At 63.2% G+C, this 24,018-nt stretch carries 19 protein-coding genes; 9 read left to right on the forward strand and 10 right to left on the reverse strand.

What is annotated here, in order from left to right; all coding sequences use genetic code 11:
* Positions 1–99 precede the first annotated feature (99 nt).
* From cysT to V3H56_RS00785, 4 genes are all read left to right on the forward strand, one after another.
* On the forward strand, positions 100–918 hold the full coding sequence (gene cysT / locus V3H56_RS00770; protein ID WP_013692011.1) for a sulfate ABC transporter permease subunit CysT: 819 nt from the start codon (positions 100–102) through the stop codon (positions 916–918).
* Positions 919–930: 12 nt separating this feature from the next.
* On the forward strand, positions 931–1,800 hold the full coding sequence (cysW, locus tag V3H56_RS00775; RefSeq protein WP_042732008.1) for a sulfate ABC transporter permease subunit CysW: 870 nt from the start codon (positions 931–933) through the stop codon (positions 1,798–1,800).
* A gap of 3 nt (positions 1,801–1,803) precedes the next feature.
* Positions 1,804–2,793 (forward strand): sulfate ABC transporter ATP-binding protein, encoded by a 990-nt coding sequence (locus tag V3H56_RS00780; RefSeq protein WP_042732007.1) that lies wholly within the window; start codon positions 1,804–1,806, stop codon positions 2,791–2,793.
* Between the two features lie 271 nt (positions 2,794–3,064).
* Positions 3,065–3,583 carry a hypothetical protein gene (locus V3H56_RS00785; RefSeq protein ID WP_047736256.1) on the forward strand — a complete coding sequence of 173 codons (519 nt, stop codon included), beginning with the start codon at positions 3,065–3,067 and terminating at the stop codon, positions 3,581–3,583.
* 10 nt (positions 3,584–3,593) lie between these two features.
* Here the strand turns inward: V3H56_RS00785 and V3H56_RS00790 are convergent, their stop codons facing one another.
* Positions 3,594–4,118, reverse strand: coding sequence for an Mpo1-like protein (locus tag V3H56_RS00790; protein WP_042732005.1), 525 nt, complete (start codon positions 4,116–4,118; stop codon positions 3,594–3,596).
* Between the two features lie 87 nt (positions 4,119–4,205).
* Between V3H56_RS00790 and V3H56_RS00795 the strand changes: the two genes are divergently transcribed.
* The gene (locus V3H56_RS00795) at positions 4,206–4,892 is read left to right on the forward strand and encodes a Crp/Fnr family transcriptional regulator (RefSeq protein WP_042732004.1); all 687 of its coding nucleotides are present in this window, start codon (positions 4,206–4,208) and stop codon (positions 4,890–4,892) included.
* 133 nt (positions 4,893–5,025) lie between these two features.
* Here V3H56_RS00795 and V3H56_RS00800 read toward each other — a convergent pair whose 3' ends face one another.
* Positions 5,026–6,030, reverse strand: a complete 1,005-nt coding sequence (locus tag V3H56_RS00800) for an AraC family transcriptional regulator (RefSeq protein ID WP_123579733.1) — start codon at positions 6,028–6,030, stop codon at positions 5,026–5,028.
* Positions 6,031–6,131: 101 nt separating this feature from the next.
* Between V3H56_RS00800 and V3H56_RS00805 the strand changes: the two genes are divergently transcribed.
* Complete coding sequence (locus V3H56_RS00805; protein ID WP_338474098.1) at positions 6,132–7,205, forward strand: fatty acid desaturase; 1,074 nt, start codon at positions 6,132–6,134, stop codon at positions 7,203–7,205.
* An 87-nt stretch (positions 7,206–7,292) separates the two neighbouring features.
* On the opposite strand, the gene V3H56_RS00810 is transcribed toward V3H56_RS00805, so the two are convergent.
* The 3 genes from V3H56_RS00810 to V3H56_RS00820 form a co-directional block, all read right to left on the reverse strand.
* Positions 7,293–9,797 (reverse strand): TonB-dependent siderophore receptor, encoded by a 2,505-nt coding sequence (locus tag V3H56_RS00810; RefSeq protein ID WP_338474099.1) that lies wholly within the window; start codon positions 9,795–9,797, stop codon positions 7,293–7,295.
* An 85-nt stretch (positions 9,798–9,882) separates the two neighbouring features.
* Positions 9,883–10,878, reverse strand: coding sequence for a FecR family protein (locus V3H56_RS00815; protein WP_338474100.1), 996 nt, complete (start codon positions 10,876–10,878; stop codon positions 9,883–9,885).
* Positions 10,868–11,368, reverse strand: coding sequence for a sigma-70 family RNA polymerase sigma factor (locus V3H56_RS00820; protein ID WP_047736253.1), 501 nt, complete (start codon positions 11,366–11,368; stop codon positions 10,868–10,870). The genes V3H56_RS00815 and V3H56_RS00820 overlap by 11 nt, the downstream gene beginning before the upstream one ends.
* A gap of 254 nt (positions 11,369–11,622) precedes the next feature.
* On the opposite strand from V3H56_RS00820, the gene V3H56_RS00825 reads away from it, so the two are divergent.
* Positions 11,623–13,503, forward strand: coding sequence for a methyl-accepting chemotaxis protein (locus V3H56_RS00825; RefSeq protein ID WP_047736252.1), 1,881 nt, complete (start codon positions 11,623–11,625; stop codon positions 13,501–13,503).
* Between the two features lie 199 nt (positions 13,504–13,702).
* Here the strand turns inward: V3H56_RS00825 and V3H56_RS00830 are convergent, their stop codons facing one another.
* The 5 genes from V3H56_RS00830 to V3H56_RS00850 form a co-directional block, all read right to left on the reverse strand.
* Positions 13,703–14,167, reverse strand: a complete 465-nt coding sequence (locus V3H56_RS00830; RefSeq protein WP_042730639.1) for an SRPBCC family protein — start codon at positions 14,165–14,167, stop codon at positions 13,703–13,705.
* Positions 14,168–14,197: 30 nt separating this feature from the next.
* On the reverse strand, positions 14,198–17,734 hold the full coding sequence (locus tag V3H56_RS00835; RefSeq protein WP_042730638.1) for a non-ribosomal peptide synthetase: 3,537 nt from the start codon (positions 17,732–17,734) through the stop codon (positions 14,198–14,200).
* Between the two features lie 10 nt (positions 17,735–17,744).
* The gene (locus tag V3H56_RS00840) at positions 17,745–18,677 is read right to left on the reverse strand and encodes a diiron oxygenase (protein ID WP_042730637.1); all 933 of its coding nucleotides are present in this window, start codon (positions 18,675–18,677) and stop codon (positions 17,745–17,747) included.
* On the reverse strand, positions 18,674–19,450 hold the full coding sequence (locus V3H56_RS00845; RefSeq protein WP_042730636.1) for a DUF3050 domain-containing protein: 777 nt from the start codon (positions 19,448–19,450) through the stop codon (positions 18,674–18,676). Before V3H56_RS00845 ends, V3H56_RS00840 begins: the two co-directional genes overlap by 4 nt.
* Positions 19,451–20,137: 687 nt before the next feature.
* Complete coding sequence (locus tag V3H56_RS00850) at positions 20,138–20,830, reverse strand: GntR family transcriptional regulator (protein WP_042730635.1); 693 nt, start codon at positions 20,828–20,830, stop codon at positions 20,138–20,140.
* A 200-nt stretch (positions 20,831–21,030) separates the two neighbouring features.
* Between V3H56_RS00850 and lapG the strand changes: the two genes are divergently transcribed.
* On the forward strand, positions 21,031–21,723 hold the full coding sequence (lapG, locus tag V3H56_RS00855; protein WP_042730634.1) for a cysteine protease LapG: 693 nt from the start codon (positions 21,031–21,033) through the stop codon (positions 21,721–21,723).
* Positions 21,724–21,737: 14 nt separating this feature from the next.
* Positions 21,738–23,687, forward strand: a complete 1,950-nt coding sequence (lapD, locus tag V3H56_RS00860) for a cyclic di-GMP receptor LapD (protein ID WP_042730633.1) — start codon at positions 21,738–21,740, stop codon at positions 23,685–23,687.
* The last annotated feature ends 331 nt before the right edge of the window (positions 23,688–24,018 follow it).

The following is a 24,018-nucleotide window of genomic DNA, read 5'->3' on the forward strand; positions in this document are numbered from 1 at the left end:
TGCGAAGCGCTCCCAGGATTCTGGGGCTACTTCGTAGCCCAGCGGGAGCAAGCTCCCTCGCCACAGTTGCTCCCTTGCCACAATCAGCCAAGGACTTCTATGTCGCGTCGCATCTCACCCGTCATACCCGGCTTCGGGCTGACGCTGGGCTACACCCTGGTGTACCTCAGTCTGATTGTGCTTATACCCCTGGCGGCCATGTTCGTGCATGCCGCCCAGCTCACCTGGGAACAGTTCTGGGCGATCATTTCGGCGCCGCGAGTGCTGGCGGCCCTGAAGCTCAGCTTTGGCACCGCGCTGTACGCCGCGATCATCAACGGGGTGATCGGGACGTTGCTGGCCTGGGTGCTGGTGCGGTACACCTTCCCCGGTCGCAAGATCATCGACGCGATGATCGACCTGCCCTTCGCCCTGCCCACCGCCGTGGCCGGTATCGCCTTGACGGCGTTGTACGCGCCGACCGGCCTGGTCGGCCAGTTCGCCACCGACCTGGGTTTCAAGATCGCCTACACCCCTTTGGGCATCACCCTGGCGCTGACCTTCGTGACGTTGCCGTTCGTGGTGCGCACGGTGCAGCCGGTGCTCGCTGATATCCCCCGTGAAGTCGAAGAAGCCGCCGCGTGCCTGGGGGCCAAGCCGTGGCAGGTGTTCCGCCACATCCTCGTCCCGGCGTTGCTGCCGGCCTGGTTGACCGGCTTCGCGCTGGCGTTTGCCCGTGGCGTCGGCGAGTACGGCTCGGTGATTTTCATCGCCGGCAACATGCCCATGAAAACCGAGATCCTGCCGCTGTTGATCATGGTCAAGCTCGACCAGTATGACTACACCGGCGCCACGTCCATCGGTGTGCTGATGCTGGTGGTGTCCTTCGTCCTGTTGCTGCTGATCAATTTGCTGCAGCGGCGCATTGAAACCCCATAAGGAGGCGCGAACATGTCCCAATCGTCCATTGCCGCCGCTTCCACCAATGCGGCCCGTCGCGGCAGCGCGACCTCGCGGCGAATCCTGATTGGCCTTGGCTGGCTGATTTTTGCACTGTTCCTGCTGCTGCCCCTGTTCATCGTCGTGTCCCAGGGCCTGAAGCTCGGCCTGGGGGCCTTTTTCAGCGCGATCTTCGAACCCGACGCGCTGTCGGCGCTCAAGCTCACGGTGATCGCCGTGCTGATCTCGGTGCCGCTGAACCTTGTGTTCGGCGTCAGCGCCGCGTGGTGCGTAAGCAAGTATTCGTTCCGTGGCAAAAGCATGCTGGTGACGCTGATCGACCTGCCGTTCTCGGTGTCGCCGGTGATCGCCGGCCTGGTCTATGTGTTGATGTTCGGCGCCCAGGGCCTGTTCGGACCGTGGCTGTCGGATCACGACATCCAGATCGTGTTCGCGCTGCCGGGCATTGTCCTGGCGACCATCTTCGTGACGGTGCCGTTCGTGGCCCGGGAATTGATCCCACTGATGCAGGAGCAGGGCACCCAGGAAGAGGAGGCCGCGCGCCTGCTGGGCGCCAATGGCTGGCAGATGTTCTGGCATGTCACCGTGCCGAACATCAAGTGGGGGCTGATCTATGGCGTGGTGCTGTGTACCGCCCGGGCCATGGGCGAGTTCGGCGCGGTGTCGGTGGTGTCCGGGCACATTCGCGGGGTGACCAACACCCTGCCGTTGCACGTCGAGATCCTCTACAACGAATACAACCACGTGGCCGCGTTCGCCGTGGCGAGCCTGTTGCTGATCCTGGCGCTCTTCATCCTGCTGCTCAAGCAGTGGAGCGAAAACCGAATCAACCGCCTGCGCGCCAGCGCCGCGGAGGAATAAGTCATGTCGATCGAAGTTCGTAACGTCAGCAAGAATTTCAACGCGTTCAGGGCACTGGATGACATCAGCCTGGACATCCAGAGCGGTGAGCTGGTGGCGCTGTTGGGCCCGTCGGGTTGTGGCAAGACCACGCTGCTGCGGATCATCGCCGGCCTCGAGACTCCGGACCAGGGCAACATCGTGTTTCACGGCGAGGACGTTTCCGGCCACGACGTGCGTGATCGCAATGTCGGTTTCGTGTTCCAGCACTACGCCTTGTTCCGCCACATGACGGTGTTCGACAACGTCGCCTTCGGCCTGCGCATGAAAGCCAAGGGCCAGCGCCCGACCGAAAGCCAGATCGCGACCAAGGTCCATGAGTTGCTGAACATGGTGCAACTGGATTGGCTCGCCGACCGCTACCCCGAGCAACTGTCGGGCGGCCAGCGTCAGCGTATCGCCCTGGCCCGCGCCCTGGCCGTGGAACCCAAGGTGCTGTTGCTCGACGAGCCCTTCGGCGCGCTCGACGCCAAGGTTCGCAAGGAGCTGCGCCGCTGGCTGGCGCGGCTGCACGAGGACATCAACCTGACGTCGGTGTTCGTGACCCACGACCAGGAAGAAGCCATGGAAGTCGCCGATCGGATCGTGGTGATGAACAAGGGCGTGATCGAGCAGATCGGTTCGCCAGGCGACGTCTACGAGAACCCGGCCAGCGATTTCGTCTATCACTTCCTCGGTGATTCGAATCGCCTGCACTTGGGTGAGGACCAGCACGTGCTATTCCGCCCCCATGAGGTTTCGCTGTCGCGTTCGGAACTGGAAGACCATCACGCCGCCGAGGTGCGCGATATCCGGCCACTGGGCGCCACCACGCGGGTGACCTTGAAGGTGGAAGGCCAGAGCGAGCTGATCGAAGCCGAAGTGGTCAAGGACCACGACAGCCTGGTGGGCCTGGCGAAGGGCGAGACGTTGTTCTTCAAGCCGAAGGTCTGGCAGAAAGTCGCCAGCCTTTAAGCGCTTGGCGAGCAAGCTCGCTCCCACGATGGACCTGAGGTGGCCGCTCATTGCGCCGTCACCACAGTTCCTTCTGTGAGCGCGAGCTTGCTCGCGAAGACGACTTCACCTTCACCCCATTCAAATCTGAATAACCGCGCGCAGTCTTGCGCCGATCGGTTCTACCCCCAAGCGTCTCCCTACCTAGACTCTGATGGGCCAGGAGGCGTTGTAAAGGTCCAATGACGGGCCGGTGTTATCTCCTGGTGTCTTGATGCCAAGGAGAGAAAGCATGAACAGTGACCTGGATAACTTCATCGGCCTGTCATCGGCCCTGACCGGTATTCCCTGCGAGCGATTGGCGCCGGCGATCGATCCGATGGGCCTGCCGCGTATCTTCCTCGAGTTCATCACCCCACGCGTCACGCCCGAAGTGCTCGACACCCTGTTGACGCAGTACGCCCGGATGGCGGCCGAACGCCGGCCGGCGGGTCAGATTGCCCAGGCCGTGTTGATGAACGGATCGCGCCCGGCCGTCACCCGGCCCGCACAGGCCGCGCGTTCGATCATGAAGTTGTGGCTGCTGGGCGTCTGGTACCAGCCTTATGCTGCCGGGCTCCACCAGCCGACCGATTCGACGGTGGTGTCCGACCAGGCGTACATCCAGAGCTGGGCCTGGAAAATTGCCCAGGCCCGTCCCAGGGATTACAGCGAGGTAACGCTCGGCCGCTGGGACCTGCCGTCGGCCCATCGACCCTCGCGCGCAGGCCTTGTACCTCGCGACCCCGAGCCTGGCCTCGGCCAGCGCTAGGGGTTGGGCCTCAGGCGGCCGAACGTTGCTGACGCACGGCCACCGGTCCGGCACGTTTCTCGATGGCGTGTTTCAGGTCATGCCTCAACCCCAGCAGGAACCCTGCCTCCGCGACCACGAACAACGGTCCGACGATCAGCCCGGTGAGGTCATCGACGAACGCCGGTTTGCGGCCCTCGTAGTAATGGCCGACGAACTGGATCACCCAGCCCACCACGAACATTCCCAGGCCACTGGCCAACCACACCGAGGTGCTCTGGGCGGCCAGGAATTGGCCGAACCATACCGCCAGGCCCAGCAGCACGGTCATCAGCACCCCCAGGCGCAGTTCCAGGCGCAGGTAGAACCAGGCACTGGCGATGGCCACCAGCAGCGCCGGCGAGACCAGGACCGCACCCACTGGCCAGCCTGGCCGCGACAGCAGTACGGCCACGGCGACGAAGATCAGCGGAATGCCAATGAAATGGCTGGCGATGTTGCGCGGGTCGCGGTGGTAGGCGGCGTATTGACTGAGATGATCGACGAGGCTTTTCATTGTTGTTCCTCCTGAGGTGATGCCTGCATGATGCCCAGGTTCGACGCGGTGTTCTGTCAGCTAGCCGACACTTGTCCCGGAGTCTCCATGAATTCGCATCCCTGGCACTCGCACCTGATGGCCGGCCACTGGTACAGCCATCTGCCCGTCGAGTTGCAGCATAGCCTGCTGGACATGTCGCGGGTGCGCCGCGTGCCGGCGGGGCATGCGTTGTTCCGGCGCGGCGACCCGCCCTGCGGGTTGTACGCCGTGCTGGAAGGCGCGGTGCGGGTCGGCTCGGTGAGCGAGCAGGGCAAGGAAGCGCTGCTGAGCGTTATAGAGGCGCCCCACTGGTTCGGCGAGATCTGCCTGTTCGACGGTCAGCCACGCACCCACGACGCGGTCGGTGTCGGGCACTGTACGCTGCTGCATTTGCCTCAGGCACCATTGCTGGCGTTCCTGCAGGCACAACCGATGTATTGGCGGCACCTGGCACTGCTGATGAGCCACAAGTTGCGCCTGACTTTCATCAACCTCGAACACCTGAGCCTGATGCCCGCCCCGGCCCGCGTGGCCCATCGCCTGCTGCTGATCGCCGAAGGCTACGGCGAAATCGAACCGGCCCGCCGGGTCCTGCAACTGCCCCAGGAACAACTGGCGCTGATGCTCTCGCTGTCGCGCCAGACCACCAACCAGATCCTCAAGGACCTGCAGGTCCAGGGCATTCTTCACCTCGGTTATGGCGAGATCGAAATCCTCGACATCGAACGGTTGCGGGCGCTGACGGCGCCTTGAACGCCGCCCTGTCTGTTGACGGGCCTGGCCCCTTCGCGAGCAAGCCCGCTTCCACAGGGGGATCTGTGCCTGGCAAAAATCTCATGTGGGAGCGGGCTTGCCCGCGAAGGGGCCAGATCAATCGCCGCAAACGCTAGCGCAACCCCTCCCGAAACTGCCCGGGCGTCATCCCGGTCCAGCGTTTGAATGCTCGGCTGAAGCTGCTGGTGTCGGCAAAGCCGAGCAGGTAGCTGACTTCGCTCAGCGAGCAATGCGGGTCGCGCAGGTGCAGCAGCGCCAGGTTTTCGCGACATTCGTTGAGCAGCGCGTCGAAGCGGCAGCCTTCGTCGGCCAGGTGCCGTTGCAGGCTGCGCAGGCTCAGGTGCATGGCTTGGGCGATGCGTTCGGCGCTGGGTTCGCCTTCGGGCAACTGGGCCTCGATGGCCGCACGCACCTTGCGCTCCCACGTCAGTGGCTTGAGCTGGGCAAGGGTGCGTTCCAGCACCGCTTCGTTGTGTTCGGCCAGCTCCGGATTGGCGTCGTCCAGGTGGCTGTCGAAATCATTGAGGTCGAACTCCAGGCAATTCTGGGCGGCGGCGAAGTGCACGGGGCAACGCAAGACCTTGTGCCAGGGGCCAGGGTCTGCCGGTTCCGGGCGCCGCAGGTACACCGCCAGCGGTGCGTAGTCGCGGCCCAGTCGGTTGCGGCAGGTGCGCACATAGATCGCGACGAACGCGTCGATGGCTTCGTAGGCCGGCGCCGGATTGCACGCTGGCACATCGAGGCTGAAGCGGTAGCGGTCTTCGCCGCGGCTCAATTGCAGGGTCAGGGCGTCGCTGACCACCGGGTGATAGCGCACGATCCGCTCGAACACTTCCCGCAGGCTGCCGCTGGCGACCAGGGCATAACCCAGGGCGTGAAACGTGGTGGGGCTGACGAAGCGTGACACGCGCAGGCCGATCGCCGGGTCGCCACTGGCCTGTACCGCCAACGCCCACAGACGCGTCGTCGCCGAGAGCGGGTAACGGGCGTTCGGGTCGTCCATCCATTGCGGGTCGAGGCCGGCCTCCAGGCACAAGGCATGGCTGTCCAGGCCCAACGCATCGAGCTGTTTGCGCAGGGCGCGGGTCCAGCTGGCGAGTGAGGTCGGTTCAGGCATGACGATTGGCGCTTGCGGTCAACAGGTTGGCGTATACGGCTACCACCCCATGGGACAACGCCCGGCAGGATGAGCACATCGATAACTAGAGGATGTAAGCCATGCACGGCCGTTGCGCAAGTCCCGAGCGATTGAATGCACAAGAACGATCCGCCCATATTCGCCAGGTGGTGTTGGCCCATGGCGAGCACTTGCGCCAGCGCTACCCGATCCTGCGGCACCAGGATGCGATCGGCGCGGGCATCCTGGCGTTCGCCCTGGCGGGAATGATCGGTTCGGCGCTGCTCTATCTCAACGGCGCGCTGGCCGGATGGGCGTGCCTGCTGCTCAATGCGTTCTTCGCTTCGCTGACCCACGAGCTGGAGCATGACCTGATCCACAGCATGTACTTTCGCAAGCAACGCCTGCCTCACAACCTGATGATGGGCCTGGTGTGGCTGGCGCGTCCGAGCACCATCAACCCGTGGATCCGTCGCCACCTGCACCTGAACCATCACAAGGTGTCCGGCAGCGAGGCCGACCTCGAGGAGCGCGCGATCACCAACGGCGAGCCCTGGGGCTTGGCGCGGTTGCTGATGGTCGGCGACAACGTGATGTCGGCCTTCATCCGGCTGTTGCGGGCCAAGAGCTGGGCTCACAAGCGCGGCATCCTCAAGCGCACGCTGAAGGTCTATTTTCCGTTGGCGCTGCTGCATTGGGGCGCCTGGTATGTGTTCCTCGGCTTTCACGGGGCCAATGCCGTTGCGGGCCTGCTCGGCGCCTCGATCGACTGGTCGGCGGACACGCTGGCGGTGATGCGGGTGATCGACATCGCGGCAGTGGTGATCATCGGCCCCAATGTGCTGCGCACCTTCTGCCTGCACTTCATCAGTTCGAACATGCATTACTACGGCGACGTCGAGCCAGGCAACGTCATCCAACAGACCCAGGTGCTCAATCCCTGGTGGCTGTGGCCGTTGCAGGCGTTCTGCTTCAATTTCGGCAGCAGCCACGGGATCCATCATTTCGTGGTGAAAGAGCCGTTCTACATTCGCCAGCTCACCGTGCCGGTGGCCCACAAGGTGATGCGCGAGATGGGCGTACGGTTCAATGATTTCGGCACCTTTGGCCGGGCGAACCGGTTTGTGCGGGAAGAGGGTGTGGCGCGGGAGAAGGTGAGTGCGGCCCAGGTTTGAGACGCACCACTTCAGGGACAAACACAGAACCTGTGGCGAGGGGATAAATCCCCTCGCCACAGGTGCATGTAGGGCCTGAAGAATGAGTTAGAACCGATAACTCACCGTCGCCGCCACATTGCGCTCCTCACCCAGGTAGCAATAGCTCAGGCTGGCGCACGAGGCGACGTAGTTTTCGTTCGTCAGGTTGTTCGCATTCAGGCGCACATCGACCCCTTTGAGCCCGACCTTGCCCAGGTCATACCCCACCGAGGCATCGAACAGCGTATAGGACGGCACCTTCGTGGTGTTCTCCGCGTCGGCCCAGCTGTAGCCGACATAGCGCACGCCACCGCCCAGGCGCAGGCCGTCGAGCGCGCCGCTGTCGAACCGGTAGTCGGCCCAGAGCGAGGCCATGTGCCGCGGCGCCTGGGTCGGTGAGTTGCCTTTGTTTTCGATGATGTCGGCGGCGCTGCTGAGGGTGCTGATCATCGACTTCGAGTATTCGATATCGGTAAAGGTGTAGCTGCCCAGCACCTTGAGCTGCTCGGTCAGTTGCAGGTGCGCTTCCAGCTCCAGGCCCTGGGAGCGCACGGCCCCGACGGCGCGGTAGAAGTTTTCCTGGGGCAGCTTGGTCGCCAGGTTCTCCTGGTCGATGCGAAACAGCGAGGCCGTGTACAGGTCATCGGTGCCCGGCGGCTGGTATTTCAAGCCCAGCTCCCATTGCTTGCCGTCAGTGGGTGGCAGTGGGTTGCCGGCGCTGTCGGCGTAGGAGTTGGGGTTGAACGACTCCGAATAGCTGATGTACGGTGCCAGGCCGTTGTCGAACAGGTACAGCGCACCGGCGCGACCGGTGAGCTTGGTGCGCTTGTCGTTGATCTCGGTGCCTTGCGGGCGACCGGATTCGGCGATGCGGTTTTCATCGGAGGTTTCGACCCAGTCCTGGCGCAGGCCCAGGGAAAAGCGCCACTGGTCCATTTCGATCAGGTCTTGCAGGTAGACGCCGGTCTGCTCCAGGCGCCGCAGGTAGCTGGTGGGACTGAAATAGGTAATGGCGGCGTTGCCGTAGGTCGGATCGAAGGCGTTGATCGGGGCCAGGCTGCCGCTGGTCCAGTCGACCACGGTCTTGCGGCGTTGGTAGTCGGCACCCATCAGCACGGTGTGTTTCGTCGCGCCGGTAAAGAACTCGGCTTGCAGCATGTTATCGACGATGAAGGCGTGGAGTTTTTCCTCGGCGCCGCTGTAGTAGCGGTTCAGCTCGTTGCTGGTGGGGGTGGTCCAGCCGTAGGCGTAGACCTGGTCGTTCTTGACCTCCGAATCCAGGTATCGGAAGTTCTGCCGCGCCGTGAAGACGTCGTTGAAGCGATGTTCGAACTGGTAGCCGAACGACTGCTGGTCCCGTTCATACCCATCGATGCCCGGCTCGCCCTCGAAAAAGTGTTCGGAAATCCGCCGGCCGTTGCGCGAGTGCAATGTGCCGTCGGCCGGCATGCCGCCGTGGTAGCCGCCCTCCGGGTCATGCTGCAGGTAGGCCTGGAGTGTCAGCGAGGTGTCTTCGCTGAAGTCGATGTTCACCGTGGGGGCGAGGGCGAAGCGCTTTTCCTTGTTGTGGTCGAACTGGGTGTCGGAGGTGTCCGCCAGGCCGACCAGGCGATAAGTGATGCGTTTGTCGTCATCCACCGGGCCGGTGAAGTCAAAGCCCATGCCGCGCTGGCCCTGGGTGCCGACCGTGGCCTGGACCTGGCGATAGGCTTCGTACAAGGGTTTCTTGCTGGTGAGGGCCACCAGGCCACCGGGGGAGCTGCGGCCATAGAGCACCGAGGACGGTCCCTTGAGGATATCGACCCGCTCCAGGAAATACGGGTCGATCTGTATGGAACTGTAGGTCCCGCTGTCGCCCATGGATTTGAGGCCGTCGAGGTAGATGTTGTCTACCGAGCCGTCGTTGAAACCGCGCATGGCCACGTAGTCGTAGCGATGAGTCGCACCGTAGGGGTTGGTCAGTACGCCGGGGCTATAACGCATGGCCTGGGACACGGTTTGCGCGCCCTGGTCGTCCATTTGTTCGCGGGTAACCACGGACACGCTTTGCGAGGTTTCCCGCAGGGCGGCGCTGGTTTTGGTGGCAACCTGGCTGTGGGTGGCGTTGTAGCCTTCCATGCTGCCCAAGGCGTTGCCCAGCGCGAAACCCTTGATGTCCGTGGTGGGCAGTTCCAGGGCGTTGTCGGCGGGCGCGGCTTGCAGCACGTAGCTGCTGCCGTCCTGGCTGACCGCAACCAGGCCCGTTCCGCTGAGCAGGTGGCTCAGGGCCTGGTCGGGCGAATAGTCGCCCTTGAGTCCGGGCGATTGGACGCCGCTGGTGTGGGTCGGCGTGCTGGCCAGGGTGATGCCGGCCTGGCGGGCGAATTGATTCAAGACCTCGCTCAGCGGGCCAGCCGCGATGTTGTAGCGCTGATGGCTGGCCGTCACGCCATGGTCGGCGGCGACCGCCAGCAGCGGCAGGGCGCCGACGCCCAGCACGGTGCAGAACAGCGCGGCGTGGACCGCCTGGCACAACAGGCCCGGTTGCGCGCGCAGGCCTAAGGAATTGCGGTGAAGTAAGCGCTCAGTCATTGTGGGTTCCATTGAAGTCGCTGAAGGCAGATAAGCGTTGCTTACTGTCCTAGCCGGACACCGGCTCGAAACCCGCCAAAAAAAATCAAGCCAGCCGTTCCACCGTGACCCACCACCGGGTTCGGTAGCGTATCTGCACCGGCAGCGTACGGGGCAGGACCGCCAGCAATGTGTCGGTGTCCTCCAGGCGAAACACCCCTGACAGGCGCAGGTCGGCGATGGACGGCGCGCACTTCAGCAAGCCCGGGCGGTAGCGGCCCACCTCACTGAGAAAGTCCTCCAGGCGCATGTCGCGCGTGACGATCAAGCCGTCCGCCCAGGCACTGGTGTCCATGTCCAGCGAGGCCGCCAGCGTCGTGGTCGACGGGGTGAGCACATAGCTTTGCCCGGCAGTCACCTGGAGGGGCGCACCACTGCCGCTGGAGTGGGAACGGATCGCCACCGTGCCGCGGGTGACGCTCAAGCGCGTGCAGTCGCTGTCCTGGCGTACGACGAAGCGCCCCTCGACGGTCTCGAACAGACCGTGTCGGCTTTGTACCCGCAAGGGCCGCGCGGTGTCGCGGTTGCAGGTGAGCATGATTTCCCCGCGCACCAGGGTCACCCAGCGATGGTCGGCGTTGAAATCCAGGTTGGCGGCGCTGTGGGTATTGAGTTCGAGGCGGGAGCCGTCCGGCAGTTGGAAGCCGCGGCGTTCGCCCGTGACGGTGGCGAAGTCGGCGCTCCAGGGTTGCCATGGCGACGTTTTGCCCAGCCAGGCGACACCACCCACCAGCACGAGGCCCGACAGCAGCTTCAGGGCCTGGCGGCGAGCGAGGCGCTGGGCGCTGTTTTCCAGGGTGTCGAGGGCCGTGTGGACGCCGGGCACTGCTCGCAGGTTCGTGGTCAGTTCGCTGTGCAGCGATTGCACCCGTTGCCAGGCCCGTTCGTGCGCCGGGTCGGTCGCGCGCCAGGCGTCGCATTGTCGGCTCAGGACAGGATCGGGGGCGTGGTTGCGCAGGCGCAGCAACCAGTTGATCGCTTGCCTGACGACCTGTTGCGACGGATCACTGGGGCGGGGGGTGTCCAGTGGTTCAACTTTCATAGCGCAACACATAGCAGTGGTACAGCGCATCGGCGACATAACGCTCCACCGATCGCAACGAGATCCCCATCTGTTCGGCGATCTGTTTGTAGGTCAGGCCCTCGCACTGGGCCAGCAAAAAGGCCTTGCGCACTTTTGGCTTGAGGCCTTCGAGCATCCGTGCGATGGCTTCCAGCAGTTCCAGAATCAAGGCCTGGGCTTCGGCCCCCGGGGTTTCGGCGGGCGGCAGGTGGGCAATGGTTTCAAGGTAGGCGCGCTCGATTTCTTCCCGGCGCCAATGATCGATTACCAGGCCATGGGCGATGGTGCGCAGGAACGCCCGCGGGGCCTTGAGCTCCAGGCGTTCGCTGCGTTGCAGTAGGCGCACGAACGTGTCCTGGGCCAGGTCCGCCGCATCGGCGGCATTGCCCAACCGGGTGCGCAACCAGGTGTTGAGCCAGCCGTGATGATTGCTGTAGAGCGCCTGAACTGCAAACTCGGGAGACGACATGAACGCGACGGGCCTGGTATCACAAATGATAATAGGTCGCATTGTCATCATGGTCCGATGAATTTGCAACCACCGTTCGCCCCGCCATGGCCTTCCGTCGCCCATTTCTGTTAAGCGCTCATTTTTTTCAGGCGTTGGCCGACAGCCTGATATGTGTGCACCAAAGTGGAGCGGACCACCTGTCCTGCCCGCGCTGTTACATGGATTGTTGCAACCGGAATGCACCCCCACTCCCTGCATAAGAAGCCTCGTCGATGAATCTGAAGTTCAGCCACAAAATCCTTCTAGCCGCCTCCGGTGTGGTGGTGCTGGCGTTTGCCCTGTTCACGTTCTACAACGACTATCTGCAGCGCAACACCATCGGCCGTAGCCTTGAATCCTCCATCGCACAATCCGGCGACCTCACGGCCAGCAGCGTCCAGAACTGGATGAGCGGGCGCGTGCTGGTGCTGGAGAACCTGGGGCAGAACATCGCGCACCAGGGGGCTGCCGCCGACCTGGCGGGGCTGGTTGACCAACCGGCGCTGACTTCCAATTTCCAGTTCACCTATGTGGGCCAGGCCAACGGGGTCTTCACCCAGCGGCCCGACGCCAAAATGCCTGACGGCTACGACCCGCGCCAGCGCCCTTGGTACAAGCAGGCGGTGACCAGCGATAAAACCATGCTGACCCCGCCGTACTCGGCCGCCGTCGGTGGCCTGGTGGTGACCATTGCCCTGCCGGTGAAGAAAAACGGTGAACTGCTGGGCGTGGTGGGCGGCGACCTGAGCCTCGATACCCTGGTGAAGATCATCAATTCGGTGGATTTCGGCGGTATCGGCCATGCGTTCCTGGTCAGCGGCGACGGTCAAGTGATCGTCAGCCCGGACAAGGACCAGGTGATGAAGAACCTCAAGGACATCTACCCAGGCACCCCGGTGCGCATCGGCAAGGGCATCCAGGAAGTCGAGCTGAACGGGCAGGACCGGATTCTCTCGTTCACCCCAGTCACCGGCCTGCCGGGCGCCGAGTGGTACATTGGCCTGTCGATCGACAAGGCCAAGGCCTACGCGCCGCTGAGCCAGTTCCGTACCTCCGCATTGATCGCGATGTTTGTCGCGGTGGCGGCCATCGCCTTGCTGCTGAGCCTGCTGATCCAGGTGCTGATGCGTCCATTGACCACCATGGGCCGCGCCATGCAGGACATCGCCCAGGGTGAAGGCGACCTGACTCGCCGGCTGGTCGTGCAGGGCAAGGATGAGTTCGCGGTACTGGGGGGCTCGTTCAACCAGTTCGTCGAGCGTATCCATGCCTCGATTAGCGAAGTGTCTTCCGCTACCCGCCAGGTGCACGACCTGTCGCAGCGAGTGATGAGCTCGTCCAACGCTTCACTCGTGGATTCGGATGAGCAGAGTGCTCGCACCAACAGCGTGGCGGCGGCCATCAACCAGTTGGGCGCCGCCACCCAGGAAATCGCCCGCAACGCCGCCGATGCCTCGCAGCAGGCCAGTGGTGCCAGCGAACAGGCCGACGATGGTCGCCAGGTGGTGGAAAAAACCATCCAGGCCATGACCGAGCTGTCGCAGAAGATCAGCCTGTCGTGCACCCAGATCGAAACCCTGAACGCCAGCACCGACAACATCGGCCACATCCTGGACGTGATCAAGGGCATTTCCCAGCAAACCAACCTGCTGGCCCTGAACGCGGCCATCGAAGCGGCCCGTGCCGGTGAAGCCGGGCGTGGTTTTGCGGTGGTGGCCGACGAGGTGCGCAACCTGGCGCACCGCACCCAGGAGTCGGCGGAAGAGATCCACAAGATGATCACCTCGCTGCAAGTGGGCTCCCGCGAAGCGGTGACCACCATGAACGCCAGCCAGGCCTCCAGTGAAGAAAGCGTCGAAGTTGCCAACCAGGCCGGCCTGCGGCTGGTCAGCGTGACGCAGCGCATCGGCGAGATCGACGGCATGAATCAATCGGTCGCCGCCGCGACCGAGGAACAGACCGCCGTGGTGGAAACCCTCAACATGGACGTCAGCCACATCAACCTGCTGAACCAGCAAAGCGTGGCCAACCTCAATGAAACCCTGAGGGACTGCGACGCCCTGTCCCAACAGGCCAATCGCCTGAAACAGCTGGTAGACAGCTTCAAGATCTGATCCACCGCATCGTCGGATCGCCGCTCGGAGCTGGCTCGCTCCCGCAGGGGATTGGGGGTGGACCCGGATCTCGGATCTACCCCGGAACCAGTTGTGGGAGCGAGCTTGCTCGCGATAGCGTCAGTCCAGCCAGCATCACCACCACTGATCCATTGCCATCGCGAGCAAGCTCGCTCCCACAGGAGATGGTGGCCTGGGGTTATTTGAACATCGCCTGTACGTTCCCCATCGCTTCATCGGCGAAGCCTTGCAGGAAGTCCCTGAAGCCCAACGGGGTGTGGGCGTCGGTGTGGTCGGCGATGATGGTCCAGGTGGCGCGGCAGCGGTTGTCCGTCAGGGGGTCGACGCGCATCGCCGCCCACAGGTTGTCGATGCCCAGGGTGTTGTAGATCAGTGTCCAGGTCATGTGCATGGCCTGGTCGTCGCGGCTGTTGAGCTGCTCCACCACCAGGTTCTGCCCATCGGCGAAGAACTTCTTGCGCAGCGACCTCTCGCCCTCGCCCGTCATTTCGATGCGCGCCAGCGCCGGGATGAAACGGTTGAAGCCGCCAAAATCACCTACCACGTCCCACACTTGAGCGGCAGGGGCCGCTACGTCCACCGAGGTTTCGACCTGGCAGGCGTGGGGGTTCTTGATCAGGGTGTCGGGTTGTAATGCAGTCATGGTCTTGCTCCTTGCGTGAGTGAGGGTGGTTCAAATGAAATCGATGGCCTTGAGGTACTCGGCGCCGCGCCGTAGCAGGGCCGGGGATTTTTCCGGGTAGCGCGCGCCCATCTGCCGCACACCGGTGCGGGCGTTGTCGTGGCGGATCAGCGAGATATCGCCGATGTCTTCCTCGAACCCGTTGAGGTAGAACCCCAGTACGCCGAACAGCGCGTTGTCGGCATCGACCCGGCCCAGTTGCCGTTGCCAGTCGGTGACGCTCACCAGGGAAAACTCCCGGCCGCTGTCGCGGAACGACGCCACGTAGGCATCCCAGCTCAACGGCTCGGGGTTGTGCAGGTTGAACACCGCTTGCGCCGGCTGGTAGCGGCTGGCGTGGAAAGCGATGAAACGGGCCAGGAAGTCCACCGGCATCAGGTCGAAATTGAGCGATAGGTCGGGCACCTGGCCGAGCTGGATCGAACCCTTGAGCATCAGCATCAGGCGGTTTTTGTGGGGCTGGCAGACCCCGGTCAGGCTGTTGAAGCTGATGTTGCCGGGGCGAAACAGGTTGACCCACACCCCACGATCCCGGGCCCGTTGCAGGATCCGTTCGCCGACCCACTTGGACAGGTTGTAGCCGTTCTTGATGTAGATCGGCGGCGTGGGCGCGGCGGGTTGTTCCAGCACCTGGCCGTTGGCATCCAGGGCGCTGGACGCCGACAGCGTGGAAACGAAGTTGAAGATTTTCTTACTGCGCCCCTCGCACAGGCGCAGGCATTCGAAAATCGGCTCCACGTTGTCCCGCGCCAACGACTCGTAGTCGAGCACGTGGTTGACGTGGGCGGCGTTGTGCACCAGCGCGCCGAACGTGCGGTCGATGCGGGCGTAGACGTCGTCCGCCAGGCCCAGTTGCGGTTGGGTGATGTCGGCGGCGTAGACGCTGACGCGGCTCAGGTCCAGGTGGGTCAGGCGGTTGTCCTGCAAGGCCTGGGAAAAACGTTGCGCCGCACTTTGCCCGGCAGACGCGCGCACAAGGCAGGCGACTTCGGTGGCGCCCCAGGCCAGCAAGGCTTCGACGATGTGCACCCCGAGAAAACTGTTGGCGCCGGTCACCACGACTTTGTGCACGTCACCGCACTGGCTGATGGGCAGCGGGTCGAGGTTGAGCTCGGCTTCGGCGTCAATGAACGCCTGGGGACTGAGGGTCGACGTCTCGTGTTGTTCGGGGCTGTCGAGCAATTTTGCCAAGGTCAGCAAGGTGGGTGCCTCGATGAACCGGTTGATCGACAGGCTGCGCCCGAACGTCTGGCGAATGCTCAGCAACAGTTGCGACAGCAGGATCGAATGCCCGCCCAGGTTGAAGAAACTCTCATCCGTCGCGATGTCCTCGGCCGGCACCTCCAGCAGCTCGGCCCACAGTTGGCGCAACTGCGTTTGCAGCGGGGTCTGAGGTTGTCGTCGCTGGCCGCCGACCTGGACCTGCACCGACATCGCGAGCAAGGCGCGGCGATCCACCTTGCCGTTGCTGGTGTAAGGCAGGCTCGGCAGTTCAACGTAGGCCGCCGGGTGCATGTAGCTGGGCAGCGAGTCTTGCACATGTTCGCGCAGGGCCTGGAGCGCGGCGCCGGGGCGGTCCTCCTCGGGATGAACCAGGAAGGCCAGGATCCGTCGCCGCTCATCCACGCCCACCGCCACCTGGCGAAACAACTGGCGCTCGCGCAGGCAGTGTTCGATTTCCTCTGGCTCGACCCTGAAGCCGCGAATCTTCACCTGGTTGTCCCGGCGGCCGCAGAGCTCGATGCCGGCGGCGGTCCACTGAGCGATATCACCGGTGCGATAGACCCGCACCGTTTGCCCGCCGGGCAGCGCCAGGTCGAGGTAACGGGCGGCGGTCAGCGTCGGATCGTTGAGATAACCCAGGCCGACCCCCGGCCCGGCGATGTAGAGCTCGCCGGGCGTATCCTGGGGTACCGGTTGCAGCTGCTCGTCCAGGATCAGCACCCGAGCGTTGGCGATGGGCACGCCCAGGTTGCGGTTGCTGTCGCCGACCGCGAATGGCCGGGTGGTCACCAGCACCGTGGTTTCGGTCGGGCCATAGATGTTGTGGAACGCACATTGTGGGGCGAGACGTTCGATCACGAACGGCTCACAGACATCGCCGCCGGTGATCAGGTGCGACAGGCCCAGGGGCTCGTCGAGGGGCATCACGCTCAACAGCGCCGGCGGCAGGAAGGCATGGGTGACCTGCCGGGCGTGCATCAGCATGACCAACTGCTGCGGATCGCGGCGTTGGTCTTCGCTGGGCACCACCAGCAGGGCGCCGCGGATGAACGTTGGCAGGATATCCAGCAGCGATGCGTCAAAGTTGATGGTGGAAAACTGCAACGCCCGGCTGTCGCGCTGCAACCCGACGTAATCGCCGTACCAGGCACAGAAATGGCTGAGGTTGCGATGGCTGAGCAAGACGCCCTTGGGCTGGCCGGTGGTGCCGGAGGTGTAGATCGCAACGGCCGGCTCGTCGCCGTCCACCACGCGGCGGATCAGCGAGGTCGGCAAGCCTGGCTTGAGTGCCGGCAAGCGCAGCACATCCAGCGTCGGCAGCGCGAGCTCGCCCAGGTCACTGTCGCCGGCGTGCAACAGCAGGTCTGCCTGGGCGTTCTCCAGGATGAAGCGCCGACGTTGTGCCGGGTGTTGCGGGTCCAGTGGCAAGTACACCGCGCCGCAACCCAGCACCGCCAGAATCGCTGCATACAGGTGTGCGGATTTGGGCAGACATACCGCAATCACCTTTTGCGAGCTAGGCTGGTGAGAGCAAGGCTTGCCCGCGATAAACGATGACTTGGTCTGGTTGGGTACCGCTGTGTCTGTATCGCGGGCAAGCTTTGCTCCCACAGGGCTGGATTGCCCTGGGTCTGCATGTTCCAACCGCTCCAGCAGCGCCTGCTGCAGCCTCAGCGTCAGGCCGCGCAAGGCCTTGTAGTCGATGCATTGCCCATCGACCCACAGGGCCGGTTGCGTCACGTCGTCGAGCATGCGCTGTTCGATGTCGTGCATCACCGGCACGTCGGCGGCGGCCAGCAGCCAGGGCACCGGCGGCCGATTGAAAGGGTGCTCGAAAGCCAGCGGCTCCAACGCATCGAGCCCGTGCAGCGGCTCGGCAACTGCATTGTCCTGCACCAGGGGCCAATGCTCGAAGCAGGTTTCATCCCGCGAGAACTGACTGACCAGCTGCGCCAACTGCTCGACCACCACCGCCTGCGTGCGCAGCCGCAATGACTGGCCATTGCCGCAGCGTTGCGGGGCGATTGTCTCCTGGCATAACACCCGCTGGTCGCCGTCGCGAATAATCACGGTCGGTTGCGGCAAGGGGTCACCGGGCAGCGTGCGCAGTGCCACGCGCACCTCAAGACGCATACGGGTTTGAACGGCGCACGGCTGCGTACCGTCGTCAATCAACAGGTCGAGCGCGGCAGGGACGGCCGATGTGTGCAGATCCACCACACCATGGCCGTGCAGTTCCAGTTCCTTGGCCAGTTCGGCCATGGCCTGGCTGCTGCCAGGCACTGCAATGTCGAGGCGTCTCATGGAAAGGTCCTCATGGGGTCAGGTAATCGGCGAGGGCATCGCGCACGCAGGGGGACGCGAGCATCGAGCTGCCGCGAAAGAACCGCGTGATGTTGCCCACCAGTGGATGGAAGCGATTGATGGGGTAGGCCAGTGCACTGGCGTCCTCACGCAGTGCCTGGCGTACCGACTCGTCGACGGGCAGGTGGGCGATCAGCTCGAAATCGAACGCCTGCTGCAGGTCGCTCGCCAGGTACTCGGCGATGAAGCCGGGCATCAAATGCGCGATCGCTTCACGGTCTTCCTCGGGCGCGGTGCGCCAGTACATCTGCACCAGCCGTGTCCAGAACCCCGAATGCCGGCCCTCATCGAGCAAGTGGTCGGCCATCAGCCCCTTGATCGAAGCCTTCACCGAATCGTCCCGGGCGAAGGCCGCGACTTCGTTGGTCACCGTGTTTTCGGCAATGGCGATGCAGATCAGCTCCACGGCGCTGAGCAAATGTTCCGGCGCCCGGGCCAGGGTCGCCGGTATCGCCCGGCTCAGCTCGATCTGCCCCGGCAACGGGATCGGCGCGATGCCGGTCATGTCGATGGTCTGTTGCATGAAGTCCATCGCCACCAGCGCGTGATAATCCTCGTCCACCACCACGGTCATCGCGTCGTAGCGGCACGGGAACGGGAACTCGATGCCGAAGCGATTCTTGGCGATGCGCCGGGCGGTGTGGTCCACAAGCTCGGTCTCGAAAATCACCACGTCGTTGATGAACTTGTACAGGCTCTGCACCAGCACGAAATCGCGCAGGGGCGCACAGTGGCTGAGAAAGGTCTGGCTGTGCACCAGCGGTTGGCGGCTCATGGGGAAGATCAGCTTGTCGTCGTCCTCGACCCGCCGGCGTGGCCGCGTGCGGATCGTGGCGCGGCTTTCCCAGGCGTCGGCGAACGATTGGTAGGCGAGGGCGTTCATAGGGTCACCTGCGCGGCCGGTTGGCTCATGCTTTCGCGCAGGCCGTCCCACAGGGCCGCGCGGCTGTGCACGGCGGCGAGTGCGGCGGCCAGCACTTCGGTTTCGCGCTGCGGATCGCCGTCGATCAGCCGCGCCAGCAGCTTCTCCGCGGCCGGGCCGTGGTCTTCGGAGTCGACCTCGATGTGGCGTTGCAGGTAGTAGCGAAAGGTGGGTGCCTGGTCCAGGCCAATGCCCCAGGCGTCCAGCATGCGTTGGAACATCTGCGGGATGACGCTCTCGCGGCCATGCACGAATGCGGCGGCCACACTGTGGGCCGGCGCATGCAGGGCGGTGTGCAGGGTCTGGCGAACGAACCGTGCCGCCGCCGGTTCCACTTCGACGCTTTCCAGCGCGGTTTCGGGGCTGACGCCTTCCTGTTGCAGGGTGATGAATCGCTCGATCGCCCGGGTGTCCGCGCCCACTTCGCGCATGGCGTCCAGGTACAGTTCGAAATGGCTGCAATAGCCCGCTCCAGGCCGATCATCCGACTCTTCGCCCAAGACGATTTCGTTGATCAGGCGAGCCGAATGTGGGTCGGCCGGCGGCAGCCAGGGCAGATGCACGCAGGTCAGTTCCCGTTGCAGGCGCTTGGTCAGGGACATGAAGTCCCACACGGCAAATACGTGGCTTTCCATAAACCGGCGCAGCAGATCAATTGATGTTATTTCGGAAAAAACCGGGTGTTGGCCAAGTTCGTGTTTTTTCAGAGATAGTTGTTCTTTGGTTGGCTGCATTGGAACGTCCTCATCAATGATATTTGTCCGGCAGGTGGCTCGAGTTTTTATATAGGCGAGCGGGTGCCTGAACCGGAATCCATGAATTACCCAAGTGGCTCAAGCATTCGCTTAATGTGCGTGTTTCGAGTCTGCGGTGCCTGTATTCAGGCGTTGTTGCGCTCTTTAAACAGCCGGTAACAATCCGGCGAATAAAAAACTAATACACGTATCAAGCGGGCGGCAAGTTATTTTTTAATTATTTAAAGTTGGGTATTTATTGGGCGCGAAGGAAGTTATTAAAACTTCTGGAGTAAGTTTTATTGAGGCGAAGAAGCTCCTTCCGATGGATAAGGATCAGAATCGAATCAGTCGAGTGAATGCCTCACTCGGAGCACTTCAGGGATCGGGAAGTTAAGAAGTCTTATGTTTAGGGGAGAGACGTCGGTCGGACATCCGATCATCCCGCCGGTTGGACGACGCTCCTTGCGTGTGGGCTTCGATTCGCCTGGTTTCAGCCAGGCACTGACTGCGACAGGTCTGTTTTTTCAATCGACAAGCGCAAGAGTGGGCCCAAATCGATGGCAGTGCCATTGGGCTTATGGGGCGGGGCGTCGCGGCCACGGCCGCGCCGCGCCGGGCAGGTAATTCGCTGGGTAGGCAGGATATGTAAGAAATTGATACGCCGGCCCGGACGCCGGCGCGAGGTCAGCGTTTCGACGTTTGTTCCAGGTATCGGCGTATGGTGACCGAGGCTTTTTCCAGGTGGTGTTCCAGCAGGGCAACGGCCTTATCGATGTCTCTGGTCGTCGCGGCTTCCAGCAGGGCGCGATGGTCGTCCTGGGTCAGCTTGCCCAGGCCCATGGACGATAGATGAAAACGCAGGAAGCGCTCTTCTTCGTTGAGTTCGCGTTCGATCAGGTCCAGCAGCTTGGCGTTGGGCGCCTTGTGGTAAAGCGACATGTGAAACAGCCGGTTGAGCTTGCCGATCTGGGCATGGTCGGTTTGCGCTTCCAACTGCTCGATATACTGGGCGGCGTGCGCCAGGTCGTCGTCGTCCAGCAACGGAATGGACAGGCGCAAGGCGAAGGACTCCAGGACCGAGCGCAGGGCGTAGGTCTCGACCGCGTTGTTGGTGATCAGTGGCGCCACCACCGCGCCCTTGTGCTGGACCACGTTGAGCAGTGATTGCGCTTCGAGCTGGCGCAGCGCCTCGCGCACCGGCATGCGGCTCACGCCGAACAGATCGGCCAATTCCTGTTGGCGCAGGGCCGTGCCACTGGGCAGGCGCCCGTCGAGAATGGCTTCGCGCAGGGATTCTTCGATGATCGAACGTGCCCGGTCAGCGGGAATGGGTCCGTTGACCTGGATGGTGCTGAGCGGTCTGGGCTTCTGGGTCACGACAACGCATCCTGACGAGTAGTAGAAAATGGATCCAGGCGAACATTAGTAACAGCTTTACGGGCCGTCAAAGACTTGTGGTGTCGGATCCTGAACTACAGTTTAGTCTGCTTGGAGTGATTGCATCCTGCCATTGTCTTTTGCCGGGCCAGGCTTCACCATCCAACGATTTCCAACGGCCCTTTTCGGACGTATTTCCCTTGGCTGCACCTTTCCCTGTTCCCAGGCCCTTGCGTTGGTTGTGTTCGGCAGTGTTGCTGGCCGGCCTCATGCTGGGCGGCCTGCAGGCCGACTGGGACTTCGCGCAGATCAGCCGACGGGCCCAGGCGCTCTACGGGCCCCTGGGGCAGGGGCAGCAGCGAATCGATGCCTGGCAGCAATTGCTGGCGACCCAGAAACAGATTCCCGAGCTGGAACAACTCAAGGTGGTGAACCTGTTCTTCAACAAACAGGTGCGCTACGTGGAAGACATCGACCTGTGGCACGAGGTGGACTACTGGGAAACCCCGATCCAGGCCCTGTGGAAAGGAGCCGGCGATTGCGAGGACTATGCCATCGCCAAGTACTTCAGCCTGCGCCATCTCGGGGTCTCCAGTGACAAGTTGCGCATCACCTACGTCAAGGCGTTGCGGCAGAACCGTGCGCACATGGTGCTGACCTACTACGCCACGCCCGAGGCGATGCCGTTGGTGCTCGACAGCCTGGTCGACGGCATCCTGCCGGCCAGCCAGCGAACCGACCTGTTGCCGGTCTACTCTTTCAATGCCGAAGGGTTGTGGCTGCCGGGCGCCAAGGGCAACAAGAAAGTGGGTGATACCAAGCGCCTGTCACGGTGGCAGGATGTGTTGAAAAAAATGCAGGCCGAAGGTTTTCCGGTCGAGACGACTAACTAGGAGCGCGCGCTCAGATGTCCTTGTTCAAACAGCTGTTGATCGCTATCTGTCTGTTCCTGGTGGTTGCCTTCAGCGGCAGCTTCATGGTCAGCCTCGAGAGCTCGCGGACCCAGTACGTCAACCAGTTGCGCTCCCATGCCCAGGACGCGGCCACGGCGTTGGCGCTGTCGCTGACACCGAACATCGACGATCCGGCGATGGTGGAGTTGATGGTCAGCTCGATCTTCGACAGTGGCTACTACGCCAGCATCCGGGTAGTCGATGTGGCCACCGACAAGACCCTGGTCGAGCGCACCGGCACGCCGGACGCCGGCAGCGTGCCGCAGTGGTTCGTCAAACTCATCGGCCTGGAGCCGGCCGGTGGCGATGCGATCGTCAATCGCGGCTGGGAGCAGGCGGCGCGGGTCGAAGTGGTCAGCCACCCGATGTTCGCCCTCGCCAAGCTGTGGCAGAGCGCGCTGGGCAGCCTGGGTTGGTTGCTGTTGTGCGGCGCTGTCAGCGCGGTGCTGGGGGCCTTGCTGCTGCGGCGTCAGCTCAAACCGCTGGATTACATGGTGCACCAGTCCCACGCCATCGCCCGGCGCGAGTTCCTCAGCTTGCCGGAGCTGCCGCGCACCCCTGAGCTGCGTCGCGTGGTCCAGGCGATGAACCAGATGGTCGAGAAGCTCAAGGCGCTGTTCCAGGAGCAGGCCGAGCGCAGCGAGAAACTGCGCGTGGAGTCTTATCAGGACAACCTCACGGGGCTGGCTAACCGGCGCTATTTCGAAATGCAGCTCAACGCCCGGGTGAGCAACCCGGAGCAGGCCAGCTCCGGTTACCTGTTGCTGTTGCGGGTCAAGGACCTGGCCGGTTTGAACCAGCGCTTGGGCGGCCAGCGCACGGACCAATTGCTTAAGGCGGTGGGCGAGCAGTTGCTGCGTGAAAGCGCGCGCTACCCGGAAACCCAGAACCTGGTGACGCGTATTCGGGGTGGCGAATTTGCTGTGTTGGCGCCGGGCCTGGTGCGTGAGGAAGCGCTGCAACTGGCACAGAACCTTGAAAACGCGCTGGCCAGCCTGCATGCCACCGGCGCGACCGACGTGGCGTCGGTGGCTTCCATCGGCCTGGCGCCCTTCGTCCATGGCGACTCACCGCAAGCAGTGCTCCAGCTCGGCGACCAGGCCCTGGCCCAGGCCGAAAGCCAAGGCGAACCGAGCTGGGCCTGCCTTGACCACAGTGCGGTCAAGCGTGTGGCCGACGATCACCATGCCTGGCATACGTTGCTCGACCAGGCCCTGAACCAGCAGCGTTTCGAGTTGTACTTCCAACCGGTGGTAGCAGCCCAGGACACCGCCATGGTGCTGCATTACAAGGTCTTGTCGCGGTTGCTCGACGAGCAAGGCCAGACCATTCCCGCCGGGCGTTTCCTGCCCTGGCTGGAGCGTTTCGGCTGGACGGCGCGGCTGGACCGCCTGATGCTCGAACAGGTGCTCAGGCAAATGGCCGGGCACGATCAATCCCTGGCGCTGAACCTCTCTTCCGCCACCCTGGGTGACCCACAGGCGTTGAACAAGGTCTTCGAGATCCTGCGGGCCCACTCCAACTTCGGGCCGCGCCTGACCCTGGAGATCGGCGAGGAACAGTTGCCTGAGCAAGCGGTGCTGGAGCAACTGACCCGGCAACTGCGCGAGCTGGGGTTCTCGTTGAGCCTGCAGCGCTTTGGTGGGCGGTTCAGCATGATCGGTAACCTGTCGCGGTTGGGGTTGGCTTATCTGAAAATCGATGGCGGCTACATTCGCGCCATCGACCAGGAGAGTGACAAGCGCCTGTTCATCGAGGCGATCCAGCGTGCTGCCCACAGTATCGACTTGCCGTTGATTGCCGAGCGGGTGGAGACCGAGGGGGAGTTGGCGGTGATTCGGGAGATGGGGTTGTTTGGGGTGCAGGGGCGGTTGGTTGGGGAGCCTGGGCGTTGGGGGAATTGAATTGAGAGTATATCCGTTGCTGCGGTAACGGCGGCTTATGGTTCCGCCCTTACGGCGGCTCACTTTTTTCAGGCGCCAAAAAAAGTAAGCAAAAAAGGCTTGCCCCACCACTCGGCACCTCGCTTAGGCGAGGTGTTCCCTCACTCCGGCATTGCTCCGTGGGCCCGCCGCGAAGGGCCATCCATGGCCCAGCGCGGCTACCTCGGCATCCATGCCGAGGTGCCCACTGCGCAATGCCTGCGTTCGGCCAGCGTGGTTAACGGGGCCTCAAGATCAAAAGCCAAAGCCAAAGCCAAAGCCAAAGCCAAAGCGAGGCGGTTTTACGGCCGAC

It is taken from the genome of Pseudomonas sp. MS646, from assembly GCF_036693845.1.
Taxonomy (GTDB): Bacteria; Pseudomonadota; Gammaproteobacteria; order Pseudomonadales; family Pseudomonadaceae; genus Aquipseudomonas; species Aquipseudomonas chlororaphis_E.